At 58.0% G+C, this 11,917-nt stretch carries 15 protein-coding genes and 1 riboswitch; of the genes, 10 read left to right on the forward strand and 5 right to left on the reverse strand.

The features are described 5' to 3' along the window. Positions 1-181 precede the first annotated feature (181 nt). On the reverse strand, positions 182-694 hold the full coding sequence (locus NW837_RS06535; RefSeq protein ID WP_414329998.1) for a hypothetical protein: 513 nt from the start codon (positions 692-694) through the stop codon (positions 182-184). Positions 695-755: 61 nt separating this feature from the next. Here NW837_RS06535 and NW837_RS06540 point away from each other — a divergent pair, with 61 nt between their 5' ends. Continuing rightward, positions 756-1,109 carry an MGMT family protein gene (locus tag NW837_RS06540; protein WP_414329999.1) on the forward strand — a complete coding sequence of 118 codons (354 nt, stop codon included), beginning with the start codon at positions 756-758 and terminating at the stop codon, positions 1,107-1,109. A 212-nt stretch (positions 1,110-1,321) separates the two neighbouring features. Beyond that, positions 1,322-3,268 carry a bifunctional metallophosphatase/5'-nucleotidase gene (locus NW837_RS06545; RefSeq protein ID WP_414330021.1) on the forward strand — a complete coding sequence of 649 codons (1,947 nt, stop codon included), beginning with the start codon at positions 1,322-1,324 and terminating at the stop codon, positions 3,266-3,268. Positions 3,269-3,409: 141 nt separating this feature from the next. Here NW837_RS06545 and NW837_RS06550 read toward each other — a convergent pair whose 3' ends face one another. Further along, entirely contained in the window at positions 3,410-3,532 is a 123-nt protein-coding gene (locus NW837_RS06550) for a hypothetical protein (RefSeq protein WP_414330002.1), read from the reverse strand. A 98-nt stretch (positions 3,533-3,630) separates the two neighbouring features. Between NW837_RS06550 and NW837_RS06555 the strand changes: the two genes are divergently transcribed. The 5 genes from NW837_RS06555 (at position 3,631) to NW837_RS06575 (ending at position 7,631) form a co-directional block, all read left to right on the forward strand. Further along, positions 3,631-4,158: a hypothetical protein gene (locus NW837_RS06555; RefSeq protein ID WP_011431942.1), complete on the forward strand. Its 528-nt coding sequence runs from the start codon at positions 3,631-3,633 to the stop codon at positions 4,156-4,158. 51 nt (positions 4,159-4,209) lie between these two features. Continuing rightward, positions 4,210-4,674, forward strand: coding sequence for a GUN4 domain-containing protein (locus NW837_RS06560; RefSeq protein ID WP_414330005.1), 465 nt, complete (start codon positions 4,210-4,212; stop codon positions 4,672-4,674). A 28-nt stretch (positions 4,675-4,702) separates the two neighbouring features. Then, on the forward strand, positions 4,703-5,452 hold the full coding sequence (locus NW837_RS06565; RefSeq protein WP_414330008.1) for a DUF1995 family protein: 750 nt from the start codon (positions 4,703-4,705) through the stop codon (positions 5,450-5,452). Positions 5,453-5,564: 112 nt separating this feature from the next. Beyond that, a riboswitch (TPP riboswitch) is annotated at positions 5,565-5,665 on the forward strand. A gap of 5 nt (positions 5,666-5,670) precedes the next feature. Further along, positions 5,671-7,038, forward strand: coding sequence for a phosphomethylpyrimidine synthase ThiC (thiC, locus tag NW837_RS06570; protein ID WP_414330011.1), 1,368 nt, complete (start codon positions 5,671-5,673; stop codon positions 7,036-7,038). 206 nt (positions 7,039-7,244) lie between these two features. Next, positions 7,245-7,631: a VOC family protein gene (locus NW837_RS06575; protein WP_414330014.1), complete on the forward strand. Its 387-nt coding sequence runs from the start codon at positions 7,245-7,247 to the stop codon at positions 7,629-7,631. A gap of 127 nt (positions 7,632-7,758) precedes the next feature. Here the strand turns inward: NW837_RS06575 and psbM are convergent, their stop codons facing one another. After that, on the reverse strand, positions 7,759-7,866 hold the full coding sequence (gene psbM, locus NW837_RS06580; protein ID WP_071818137.1) for a photosystem II reaction center protein PsbM: 108 nt from the start codon (positions 7,864-7,866) through the stop codon (positions 7,759-7,761). An 86-nt stretch (positions 7,867-7,952) separates the two neighbouring features. Next, on the reverse strand, positions 7,953-8,249 hold the full coding sequence (locus tag NW837_RS06585) for a 2Fe-2S iron-sulfur cluster-binding protein (protein WP_011431947.1): 297 nt from the start codon (positions 8,247-8,249) through the stop codon (positions 7,953-7,955). A gap of 361 nt (positions 8,250-8,610) precedes the next feature. On the opposite strand from NW837_RS06585, the gene psbB reads away from it, so the two are divergent. The 3 genes from psbB (at position 8,611) to NW837_RS06600 (ending at position 11,167) form a co-directional block, all read left to right on the forward strand. Next, positions 8,611-10,143, forward strand: a complete 1,533-nt coding sequence (psbB, locus tag NW837_RS06590; protein WP_011431948.1) for a photosystem II chlorophyll-binding protein CP47 — start codon at positions 8,611-8,613, stop codon at positions 10,141-10,143. Positions 10,144-10,258: 115 nt separating this feature from the next. Then, entirely contained in the window at positions 10,259-10,357 is a 99-nt protein-coding gene (locus tag NW837_RS06595; protein WP_011431949.1) for a photosystem II reaction center protein T, read from the forward strand. A 399-nt stretch (positions 10,358-10,756) separates the two neighbouring features. Beyond that, on the forward strand, positions 10,757-11,167 hold the full coding sequence (locus tag NW837_RS06600) for a response regulator (RefSeq protein ID WP_414330017.1): 411 nt from the start codon (positions 10,757-10,759) through the stop codon (positions 11,165-11,167). A gap of 30 nt (positions 11,168-11,197) precedes the next feature. On the opposite strand, the gene purQ is transcribed toward NW837_RS06600, so the two are convergent. Continuing rightward, positions 11,198-11,875 carry a phosphoribosylformylglycinamidine synthase subunit PurQ gene (purQ, locus tag NW837_RS06605; protein ID WP_414330019.1) on the reverse strand — a complete coding sequence of 226 codons (678 nt, stop codon included), beginning with the start codon at positions 11,873-11,875 and terminating at the stop codon, positions 11,198-11,200. Positions 11,876-11,917: the final 42 nt, after the last annotated feature.

Here is an 11,917-nt window from a genome sequence, read left to right on the forward strand (position 1 = left end):
GGCGTGGTGGGCAAAAGCCGGCGAAAAAAACCCCGTAACTGCCAGTGCACCCCCAGCAGCGGCAAAGCTGGGGATCCCTTCCTTCCGCCACCGCCCAAGCGGCGATGGGACTTGCTGCCACAGCCAAGACATGCTTTTGGACCTCCCTGAGTTCTCTCAATAGCTGCCCAGATCTCCCAGTCTAGGGGCGCTCTCTGTACCCTTGCAGATTTTCCGGCTCAAACTGGCGCAAAATCCGCGTGGCTTCGCGGAGGCGGGTTTCGTTCTCTTCTTCCACAATGAGCACGTACTTGCCCGCAGCGAGGCGGTTGCGGTAAGCCAAAGCATCGCCGGAGCCACCAGACAAGCCCACTCCGCCGCCGACGAAAAAGCTGCCCATGGCCCCACCCATCGCGCCCAATAGGCCGCCGATCAGGTGGTTGCCTATAGGTCCCGCCCAGGCAAAGGTATCCAAACCACTCAAAACGCTGAACCCCACCCCGGCCAAAAAGCCAAAGGGCACCAACCAAATGGCCAAACGCTGCATCTGACGGCGGGCGGCTCGGGCCGGATCGATCAGCCCAAACTCGTCGGCGGTTTTGTAGCCCCGCCCCAGTAGGTGCAATCGCTCCAGGGAAAAGCCGGCTTGTTCCAGGGCGCTGTAGGCCGCCTCAGCGGCTATGCGATCCGGCAGTACCGCGATTAAATAGCTCATGGACCCGGGGATCTAATCCGTTCCACATCTTATTGTCTGCCAAGTTTGAGCGAGGATCCCTGTGACCCAGTCTGGCTCCACTAGCGCTCCATCTACTAGCCTCTACCAGCGCTTTTACGAAGTGGTGCGGCGGATCCCGCCGGGCCGAGTGGCCACCTATGGGCAGGTGGCGCGGGTTGCCGGTTACCCCGGCTATGCTCGCCAGGTGGGCTATGCTTTGTTTCGCCTGCAAGGCCAAAACACCGACATCCCTTGGCACCGGGTGATCAACGCCCAGGGCTGCATTTCCTACTCCCCTTTTCGCCTGGGCTACGACGACCTGCAGAAAGCGCTGCTGCAAGCCGAAGGGATCCACTTCGACGCCGAGGGCCAGGTGGACTTGCAACAATTTGGCTGGGATCCAGGGGAAGTTTAACCTAGGCTTGACCTAACCTTAAACAGGTCATAGCGAAACCCCAATCCCAGCCTTGGTAACGTGAACGCGGATGCGTCCTCTCTTGTGGATGGAGTGAAGGAATTGTCATGAAACCAGCTTGCCGTGCTCGAGGGTCTGCCCCTGCCAAGAGATGGCTCCCGGATTGGCTGAACCCTCTGGCCAGGTCCCTGTGGGTCGGGTTGTGGTGTTTGGTGCTGAGCCTGGCCAGCGCCTGCGGTAGCAGCAGCTCGGTTCCCCCAACCGGCGGAGGGGCTGGGTTTATCGCCTCGGATCCCAATGTGGCTCTCTCGACTCAGCCGCCCGCTTTTACCCTGCAAATCCTACATGCCAGCGACTTGGAAGCCTCGATCGCTGCCGTACAAGATGCGCCGCGCTTCTCGGCGGTGGTGAATGCTCTGCGCCCCCAATTTCCCAACACGGTGGTGCTCTCCAGTGGGGACAACTATATCCCCAGCCCCTTCTACAACGCCAGCACGGATCGGTCTCTGCAAGGCCGTTACAACCTCACCCCTGGCAAAGCCGATATCGAGATCATCAACGCCATTGGCTTTGAGGCGGCTGCCTTCGGCAACCACGAGTTCGACCAAGGCACGCGCCAAATTCGCGACCTCATCCGGCCCGACACTGGCCGCGGCTACGCTGGGGCTCGTTTTCCCTACTTGAGCGCCAACCTCAGCTTCAGCGGTACCGGCGAATTGGCTAGCTCTGACTTTGCTGCTGATGGTCAAGAGGCCAGCTCTATCCGCGGCAAGATCGCCAAGACGGCGGTAATCACGGTAGGAGGGCAGCGGATCGGTCTGGTGGGAGCCACCACCACCCGTTTGGCGGCCATCTCTAGCCCCGGCCCCGAGGTGAGGGTAGAAGGCAGGGTGGACGACACCGACCAGGTCAATGCTGCCCTCATCCAAAACTTCGTTAACCAACTCACTGCGCAGGGCATCAATAAGATCATTCTCCTAGCCCACCTGCAGCAACTCCAGAATGAGGTGACCCTGGCCACCCAGCTGCGGGATGTCGATGTCATCATTGCGGGTGGCTCCCACCGCGTCCTTGCCAAGCCCACTGACCGCCTGCGCCCTGAGGATGTGCGCACGGGCGACTACCCCATTCTGCGCACCTCGGCTAGCGGTCAACCGGTGGCAGTGGTGAACACCGGCGCCAACTACCGTTACGTGGGCCGCCTGGTGGTCAGCTTTGACGCCAACGGGGTTATTGCCCGCATTGACCCGGTGAGCGGTGCCTATGCCACCGACGACCAAGGGGTAGCAGCTGTCAGGGGCACCCCCAATCCCGACGTAGTGCGGATAGCCAACGAAATTGGCAACATCATCCGCACCAAAGATGGCCGCACCTTCGGCTCCACCACACAATTTCTCAACGGCCTGCGGGCAGAGGTGCGCACTGAGGAAACCAACCTGGGCAACCTCACTGCCGATGCCAACCTGGCCTACGCCAGAACGGTCGATCCTTCTACGGTCATCTCCCTGAAAAATGGTGGCGGCATTCGCGCTCCCATTGGGGCTACCACCGGCGGCGGCGGCGGTGAGCCGGTGCGGCGCATCCCACCGGTGGCTAACCCTGAAGCCGGCAAGCAGTCCGGTCAAATCTCTCAGCTGGACATCGAAACCGCCCTTGCTTTTAACAACGGCCTCTCTCTGTTGACCGTCACCGCTGAGGAACTGAAGCAGATAGTGGAACACGGGGTGGCGCAAACCCAGCCAGGAGCCACGCCAGGCCGTTTCCCGCAAATTGGCGGCTTTGCCTTTAGCTTTGATCCCTCGCGGCCACCGGGATCCCGCGTCCTCTCCTTGCGGGTGGATACGCCCACGGGTCGGGATGTGGTGGTGCGCAACGGCCAAGTGCAAGGGGATCCCAGACGCACCTTCCGCCTGGTGACCCTGGACTTCTTGGCTAATGGTGGGGATGACTATCCCTTCCCTCGCCTGTCTAACCCCAACCGGGTCAACTTGGCCCCCAGCTCTGGCATTACCTTCGATACCCCCGGCAGCGAGCAAGATGCCTTGGCTCGGTATTTGCGGCAGATCGGCGTGTTCACCCAAGCAGACACCCCGCCTGCCCAGGATACCCGCATCCAGAATCTGTCGGCCCGCCCAGATACGGTGCTGCAAGGGCTGTAGATTGGGTTAATGGACTGAGGCGGATGGATCCGGAGGAGTAGGGATTCCGATGCCAGACTCACTTCTTGCAAAAGGGGAGAGTGGCTTGGGTTAATTCCCTCAGCAACGCCATAGAAAATGTCTTGAGCTTTTTAGGAAAGACTACAGGAAGGGATCCCTGGCCAGCGTCAAGGATCCCTTTTCTTTTTCCCACTTCCATCCCCGCTGTTGTTGCTTGGCAAGGCTTACACGAATGCCCGGACGGGCTGTGAACCTTTTGGGCATTGCTCCCAACAAATTCATGGATTCTGTATACGAATCGAATTGCAGATTGAAGGAGGAATCATTACCATCAAGGGTGACGTTCGCTCCTTTTGCTGTTCATGACTCTGGAGACGTTTTTTACCCAGCTCAACGCCAATGGCTTAGCCATTGCGCTTTTGCTCTTTGCCACCCCTTGGGTGGTTTGGGTTCTCTGCGACTGGATCCCAGGCCAATGGGAGGAGCCTTTTTTGCTCAGCTTAAGTATCGGCTTGGGAGCGGTAACTCTTGTCCTCTGGGCGGGCTACTTGGCCTATGCCACCAACACCGCCGGCTGGCAGGCGGTGGTGAAGCAGGCGGATATGTTCTTGCTGCTGGTGCCTCCCTGGACTTTTCTTAGCTCCATCTGGGTGGCGCGGCAGCGCATGCCTCTCTCGCGGGTGCCGGCTTTTCGCACCTTGCAAGGGATCGGCATTTTGGCGGCAGTCTATCTTATTTTTTCTTGGCTCAGTCGCCGGGTTTATCTTGTCTTTTTTTCCTACATGCCCTTTTCGGCTTTCTTGTGGATCCTGGCAGGGCTGTTGGGGGTGGCGTACATCGGCTATCGCATCATCTTCGGGGATCCGCCCAAGTACCCGCCTGAAACCTGAGGGGACGGACAGCAGGGACTAAAATCAAGGGAGACCTTTTGCAACTTGGCAATGGTGACCGTCCCTCTGACTTCAGCCCTGAATATCGACTATCGTCCTCTACAGGAGCTGTTATCGGCGGGAGCCTGGCTGGAGGCGGATCGGCTGAGCCTACAACTGCTATGTCGGGCGGCAGGAGAGGGGGCGGCGCGGCGGGGCTGGCTGTATTTTTCCGAGGTGAGCCGGATCCCGGTCGAGGATCTGCGCACGATCGATCGCCTGTGGCGGGCGGCCTCCGGGGATCGCTTTGGCTACTCGGTGCAGCGGCAACTGTGGCTGGGGGTGAACCGCAACTGGGAGCGCCTCTGGCCGCTCATTGGCTGGAAGCAGGGCTACCACTGGACTCGCTACCCTGACGAGTTCATCTGGGATCTCTCCGCCCCCAAGGGCCACCTGCCCCTTTCCAACCAACTGCGGGGGGTGCGGGTTCTGGAGGAGTTGCTCACCCACAAGGCTTGGGAAGAAGTGTCTGGCTGAGCATCCCTGGTTACTGGCTGAATCATAATTGGACTGGACTGTGGCCGAGCAACTGCAACTAACCCAATTTCCCAACTTGCCCATCGACCTGGCCCAGGCCTGTGAGCAGGCCATCCAGGCCACAAGGCTGGCTATGCAAGCAGGATATCGCCGCCTGCTCATTGAGATCCTGGCTCCTGAGATTAAACCGGAAGTCTTGGCCCGTCCGTTTTTGGAGCTGCTGCAACCGCCTGCTTTGGTGCTATTCAGCGATGCCGGCGGAGCAGCCCTGGCCCAGCGGGAATGGGGATCCCTGCCAGAAGGGATTGAATTACAGAGCTTGACTTCCCGGACTCAACCTACCCCAGAACAGAGCCTCCTGCTGGTGATGCCAGCGGTTTACAGCTTGGATCAGGTGGAGCGGGTTTGCCAAGCGGTCAGCGGTGGGGATCCCTCTGGGCTGGCTTCCAAAGGACGGGATCCCAAACCCGTCGTTCTCCTCAACCCCCAATTGCAGGATGCCGCCACCGTGGGGGTGGGTCTGGCCGGTCGCCGACTGCGGCAGCGGTTCCTGAGCACCTTTGAGACCAGCTACTACCTGCGCTCCCTGGTGGAGGGGGCCCTGTTTCGGGCCTATCCGGATCCCTGGAGCGTGTGGCAGCAGGAAGAGCCCGGCCTCTACAGCGTCTTGAAGACTTTTATTGCCCAGCCCACCGGCGAGGAAGTGGCCGAACTGTTCAGGGCCAGCAAGGGAAAGGATCCCTGGTGGAGCTGGCGGCGCTGGCTGGGATCCCTGTGAGGGTCAGGATCTCATGGGGAGAGAGGCCAGGGGTGAGGGTTAGTACTATCTCAAACTCTTTTAATAAAGACTATAAAGCTCCCCGCCTCATCTCTATTTCGGTGATATGATCACACCACGCTAGGAGTGTCTGGGGATCCCCCCCAGGCTGAGATTACATCCTCAGAACCTGATCTGGTTCATACCAGCGTAGGAAAGCGAGCACTGGAGTTGACAACATGCGCAGCGAATGGGTTGCCCGTCGCCGTGGGCAAGCAAATGTAACGCAGATGCACTTTGCCCGTCAGGGCGTGATTACCGAAGAGATGGAGTATGTGGCCCAGCGGGAAAACCTGCCGCCGGAACTGATCCGCTCGGAAGTGGCCCGGGGTCGCATGATCATCCCTGCCAACATCAATCACACCAACCTGGAGCCGATGTGCATTGGGATCGCTTCCCGGTGCAAAGTCAATGCCAACATTGGCGCTTCCCCTACTTCTTCCGGCTTGGCCGAAGAGCTGGAAAAGCTGAAATTGGCCATCAAATACGGCGCCGATACCGTTATGGATCTGTCCACCGGAGGCGGCGATTTGGATGAAATTCGCACAGCCATTATCCAAGCTTCTCCAGTGCCCATTGGCACGGTGCCCATCTACCAAGCCCTAGAAAGCGTGCATGGCAATGTCGAAAAACTCTCGGCAGAAGATATCTTGCATATTATCGAAAAGCAGGCCCAGCAAGGGGTGGACTACATGACCATCCATGCCGGGATCCTGATCGAATATCTTCCGTTGGTACGCCACCGCCTGACGGGAATTGTTTCTCGTGGGGGTGGGATCCTGGCCCGTTGGATGTTGGCCCACCACAAACAAAACCCGCTTTATACCCACTTCCGCGACATTATCGAGATTTTCAAGAAATACGATGTTTCTTTTAGTCTGGGAGATTCTTTGCGACCGGGATGTTTGCACGATGCCTCTGATGAGGCGCAACTGGCGGAGTTGAAAACCCTGGGCCAGCTGACCCGCATGGCCTGGGAGCACGATGTGCAGGTGATGGTAGAAGGGCCGGGGCACGTGCCGATGGATCAAATTGAATTTAACGTGCGCAAGCAAATGGAGGAGTGCGACGAAGCTCCCTTCTACGTTTTGGGGCCTTTGGTAACCGATATTGCGGCAGGCTATGACCACATCAGCTCCGCCATTGGGGCGGCCTTGGCTGGCTGGTATGGTGCGGCAATGCTCTGCTACGTCACCCCCAAGGAACACTTGGGTTTGCCCAATGCTGAGGACGTGCGCAACGGCCTCATTGCCTACAAAATTGCCGCCCATGCTGCCGACATTGCCCGTCACCGGCCTGGGGCCAGGGATCGCGATGATGAGATGTCCAGAGCTCGCTATAACTTCGACTGGAACCGGCAGTTTGAATTGTCTTTGGATCCAGAACGCGCCAGAGAATATCACGACGAAACCTTGCCGGCAGATATCTACAAAACGGCAGAGTTCTGCTCCATGTGTGGGCCAAAGTTTTGCCCCATGCAAACCAAAATGGATGCAGAGGCTTTGAGTGAGCTGGAGCAGTTCTTGGCCGCGCAGCCAACAGGGTAAGCCTTGGTTCATCCCCAATCCAATGGGTTGAAACCATCTTCTGTCCTGCCTATGGACTGGATTGGGATCCCTGTCTCAAGTTCTCAAGAAGTCAGGTCTAGAGCCCTGTCTTGCTGCAGGGATCCCTGCCCTTTGCGGCGGGGAGTGTGTCAAGCTGATCTGTAGAAGAACCATTGCAGTTGGCTCACTTGAGCACAGAGGATGACATGGCACTTAGACAACTCGGGCATGTCGCCATCCGGGTAGAAGACATCCCCAAGGCGGTGGAGTTCTACCAAAAGCTGGGCATGGTTAACGTCTGGCAGGATCCCGACTGGGCCTACATGAAGGCAGGAGAGGATGGGCTGGCGCTATTGGGGCCGGGCTACCGCGCGGCAGGGCCTCACTTTGGCTTTGTCTTCGACAACCTGGAGGAGCTTCGGCAAGAGCACCAGCGCCTGAAATCCCAAGGGATCCTGGTGGGGGAAATCCACAGCCACCGGGATGGCACGGCCTCTTTCTATGGCAAGGATCCCGACGGCAACCTGTTTGAGTTTTTGTATGAACCTGCGGGAACCTTCGACCAAGCCAAGGCAGCCCAAGCCACAGCTTGACTTAGCACCTTGAGGGCGCTCCCCCAAGTACTCTCAGTTTGTCCAACGCAAAGGGATCCTCTTGTACACAGGGGATCCCCCCTTTTGACCAGCATTTACCCGACTTGAGCCAGTGGGAGTTGCCCGGTCAGTCGCCAGATCTGCTGGAGGTTTGCACGTACAAAATCACCAGGAAGATGGCGGGCACCAGAACGACTAAGAGAGTGGCCAAGATGCCCAGGTAGTTCGTCTCCATAACTCACAAATGCCACAAGCCCAACTGGCAGTCAGCATACCACTCTTGAGTACGACTTGCCCAAAGGGAAAACGGGCGGGCCAAGGCTAGGGCTTGGTTTTGACGGAAACATCCCCCAACACCTTGGTCTGGCAGGCAAGGCGGTAGCTGTCGGGCTTGCGCTTGAGCTTGCGGTTTTCCGCCTCGGTGCGAGGGGAGAGGTTCTCGGATCCCTCAACAATCTCCACCACACAGGTGCCACACTGGCCGTTGCCGCCGCAGTTGAGCAGCTTGGCCATCATTTTGTAGAGATCGATCTGGTTTTCCAGAGCCTTCAAGCGCAAGTTAGCGCCTTCAGCGACGAAGATCTCTCGGTTCTCGTTGACGAAGCGAATCGTTGCCATACCCCTGCCAGAAACCACGACACCTTTCAGCCTGAGCCAGGAGAGCGCTCACAGTTGCTAAGTATTGTAACATTTTAAGTCATATTTTTAATCTCCGGCGAGAGATCTGGGAAGATGATGCCTAAAGTGAGACGGCATCCTGCCTGAAGCCACTCAGGTCGGTAGCGTTTCGTTATACTGTTTGATGCCCGTGATGGAAATTCTGAGAGCGATATCCTAGTTGGGTGCGCTCAGGGGTTCAAGCGGGTGCGGTACCCCCCGACTCTGAAGAGACTGCTCGGGTCAGGATCCCAGGTAAGATGTCGGCTTAATTTTGACTGGATATCGCGCAAGTGTTGGAGAACGTGGAGGACCGAGCTTTATGGGACTACCGTGGTATCGGGTCCATACGGTTGTACTGAATGACCCAGGTCGCCTGATCGCGGTTCACCTGATGCATACCGCTCTGGTAGCAGGTTGGGCCGGGTCGATGGCGCTCTATGAAACGGCCATTTTCGATCCGTCGGATCCTGTCCTGAATCCGATGTGGCGTCAGGGCATGTTTGTCATGCCATTTATGGTTCGCCTGGGGGTGGTCAACTCCTGGGGCGGTTGGAATATCTACGGCGAGAGCGTTGCCAATGCGGGCTTCTGGACGTTTGAAGGGGTAGCTACTGCTCATATCGTTTTGTCCGGCTTGCTCTTCTTGGCTGCCTGCTGGCACTGGGTGTACTGGGATCTGGAGCTGTTCCGGGATCCCCGCACCGGCGAGCCGGCTTTGGATCTGCCGAAAATATTTGGGATCCACCTGCTGTTGGCCGGGATCCTCTGCTTTGGCTTTGGAGCTTTTCACCTGACGGGGGTGTTTGGCCCGGGGATGTGGGTGAGCGATCCCTATGCGACGACGGGACACGTCCAGCCGGTAGCACCGGAATGGGGGCCAGCCGGTTTTAACCCCTACAACGCCGGAGGGGTGGTGGCCCACCACATTGCTGCCGGCATTGTGGGCATCATTGCAGGTCTATTTCACATCACGGTACGCCCACCCCAGCGCCTCTATCGCGCTCTGCGAATGGGGAACATCGAGACGGTGCTTTCCAGCTCGATTGCGGCGGTGTTTTTTGCCGGTTTTGTGGTGGCCGGAACCATGTGGTACGGCAGCGCCACTACCCCTGTGGAGCTGTTTGGTCCCACCCGCTACCAATGGGATTCTGGCTATTTCAACCAGGAGATTAACCGCCGGGTAAATGCGGCTATGGAAGCCGGGATGACCCGCAGCGAGGCCTACAACTCCCTGCCCAAATCTTTGCTCTTCTACGACTACGTGGGCAACAGCCCGGCCAAGGGGGGTCTGTTCCGAGCTGGCCCCATGAACAAAGGGGATGGCATTGCCATCGAGTGGCTGGGCTACCCGGTTTTCCGTGACCGCGAAGGGCGGGAGCTGACGGTGCAGCGGATGCCCAACTTCTTCGAGACCTTCCCGGTTATCCTGCGGGATGCCGATGGCGTGGTGCGGGCAGACATTCCCTTCCGTCGGGCAGAGTCTCGCTATAGCTTTGAGCAGGTGGGCGTGACGGTGGAGTTTTACGGCGGCAAGCTGGACGGTCAGGTGTTTACCGACCCGGCAACCGTCAAGAAATATGCCCGCCAGGCCCAGTTGGGTCAGTTGTTTGAGTTCGACCGAGAAACCCCCAAGGCGGACGGCACCTTCCACACCAGCCCCCGCGGTTGGTTTACCTTTGCTCACGCGGTCTTTGCCCTGCTGTTCTTCTTTGGCCACATCTGGCACGGCGCTCGCACTCTCTTCCGCGATGTGTTCGCCGGTATTGACCCCAATATGAGCGAGGAAATGGTGGAGTTCGGCGTCTTCCAGAAAGTAGGGGATCCCACCACTCGCAAGGTGCAGGAAGCCTAGAGCCCTTTTCGGCGATGCCGTCGGCACTCTGCTTCACTTTGGAGATGGGGTGCTGGCGGCTCTGAGTTAATCTGGAATCAAGCCCCCCTTAGCAATTCTGACTTGGAGGTTTCGTATGGAAGCCATCACCTACACCTTTATCCTGTTTTTGACGTTGGGCCTTCTGTTTTTCGCGGTCGCCTTTCGGGAAACTCCGAGAATTACCAAGAAGTAACCCAGGGTAGTGGCTGCCGTTCCTGCTGTGCCGGGCTCAAGCAAGGCAGAGGGAAGGTCAGTCTCTTTTGAGATTTGTGGTTTAGGCTTAGTTCTGGATGGGGCCGGAGCTCTCTCCGGCTTTCCTATTTGCGGTTGGGTAGCGGCAACTCGGAATGGAGTGATTCCAAAATAAGATTCCAAAATAAATAGTCAAGTAGCGGCAACCTGAGGATCCTTCCTTTTGGGAGAGGAGGGGGGAGTTCTCAGAGCTACTGAGACCCTTTTCGGTACTCTTCAGTACTCTGTAGGAGAACGCTTGTCCTACTGCTCAAATTGAACTCGCTAAGGATGCCTTAGGATGGCTTTTGGGATCCCAGAGACAGCTTAGCTTGGGTTCAGATTCAAGATTGGGTTAACGATGGCAACAGTGCTGCTGGTGGAAGATGATCCGATCAACGCCCGTGTTTTTGAGAAGGTGTTGCGACGGCGGGGAGGTTTTGAGGTCTTTCACAGCCAGGATGTGGAGCAGATTTTGAAGCTGGCCCAGGGGCACGAGGTGGATGTCATTTTGTTGGATGTTTCCCTGTCCCAGAGCACCTTTCGCGGCGAGGCGGTGGACGGGATCCGCATTGCCCAACTGTTGAAGGCGGATCCGAAAAGCAGCTCCATCCCCATCATTTTGGTGACGGCCCATGCGATGCGCGGCGACCGCGAGGCATTTTTGGCCCAGAGCGGGGCGGATGGTTATATCGCCAAGCCAGTGGTGGATCACGAGGAGATGGTGAATCAAGTTCGCCAGGTGTTGTCTCAAGGGCCGAGGCAGGAGTGAGCTGTCCCGGAGAAGAATGGAGAAGAAGAATTAGGCGGCGAAGCTGTGCAAAATCGACTGCCAGAAGGGGATCCCATCCTGCCCTGGCAAATCAGGATCTGCTGCCCGCTCAGGGTGGGGCATTAAACCCAGAATCCGACCGCTGGGATCGCAAATGCCGGCGATGTTGTCCACAGAGCCGTTGGGCGCAACCGGAGCATAGCGAAAGACGATCTGCCCTTGATCCTGCAACTGCTTGAGGGTATCCGGATCACAGGTGTAGCGGCCTTCCCCATGGGCGATGGGCAGGGTTAAGGTGGATCCCTGGGGATACGCGCTTGTCCAGGGGAGATCCTGCCGTTCTACACGGATCCCCACTCGGTCGCAGATAAAGTGCAGGTTGGCATTGCGCACCAGTGCCCCCCGCAGCAGTCCTGCCTCTGTCAAGATCTGAAAGCCATTGCAAATGCCCAGCACATAGCCCCCTCGCGCTACGTGCTCCTTCAGGGATCCCATCACCGGGGCAAAACGAGCGATGGCCCCGCACCGCAAATAATCCCCATAGCTGAAGCCCCCCGGCAGCACCACCACATCCAGCCCCGACAAATCCGTCTCCCGGTGCCAGATCAGCCGCGTTGGGCAGCCCAAGAGGCCGCGGGTTACCCAGGCTACATCTCGGTCGCAGTTGGAACCCGGAAAAACAACAATGCCAAACCTCACGCCGGCCATTGGGATCCCTTAAGTGAGAGGAAAGAAGATGGTCAGATTAGA

It is taken from the genome of Synechococcus sp. R6-10 (assembly GCF_047461815.1).
Lineage (GTDB): Bacteria > Cyanobacteriota > Cyanobacteriia > Thermostichales > Thermostichaceae > Thermostichus.

Bases quoted from the DNA above. Each gene is read 5' to 3' on its own strand.
- NW837_RS06575 (WP_414330014.1), top strand. From the start codon at position 7,245: ATGGCACTTAGACAACTCGGGCATGTCGCCATCCGGGTAGAAGACATC.
- NW837_RS06585 (WP_011431947.1), bottom strand. From the start codon at position 8,249: ATGGCAACGATTCGCTTCGTCAACGAGAACCGAGAGATCTTCGTCGCT.
- NW837_RS06555 (WP_011431942.1), top strand. From the start codon at position 3,631: ATGACTCTGGAGACGTTTTTTACCCAGCTCAACGCCAATGGCTTAGCC.
- purQ (WP_414330019.1), bottom strand. From the start codon at position 11,875: ATGGCCGGCGTGAGGTTTGGCATTGTTGTTTTTCCGGGTTCCAACTGC.
- NW837_RS06550 (WP_414330002.1), bottom strand. From the start codon at position 3,532: ATGCCCAAAAGGTTCACAGCCCGTCCGGGCATTCGTGTAAGCCTTGCC.
- psbB (WP_011431948.1), top strand. From the start codon at position 8,611: ATGGGACTACCGTGGTATCGGGTCCATACGGTTGTACTGAATGACCCA.
- NW837_RS06600 (WP_414330017.1), top strand. From the start codon at position 10,757: ATGGCAACAGTGCTGCTGGTGGAAGATGATCCGATCAACGCCCGTGTT.
- NW837_RS06560 (WP_414330005.1), top strand. From the start codon at position 4,210: ATGGTGACCGTCCCTCTGACTTCAGCCCTGAATATCGACTATCGTCCT.
- psbM (WP_071818137.1), bottom strand. From the start codon at position 7,866: ATGGAGACGAACTACCTGGGCATCTTGGCCACTCTCTTAGTCGTTCTG.
- NW837_RS06595 (WP_011431949.1), top strand. From the start codon at position 10,259: ATGGAAGCCATCACCTACACCTTTATCCTGTTTTTGACGTTGGGCCTT.
- thiC (WP_414330011.1), top strand. From the start codon at position 5,671: ATGCGCAGCGAATGGGTTGCCCGTCGCCGTGGGCAAGCAAATGTAACG.
- NW837_RS06535 (WP_414329998.1), bottom strand. From the start codon at position 694: ATGAGCTATTTAATCGCGGTACTGCCGGATCGCATAGCCGCTGAGGCG.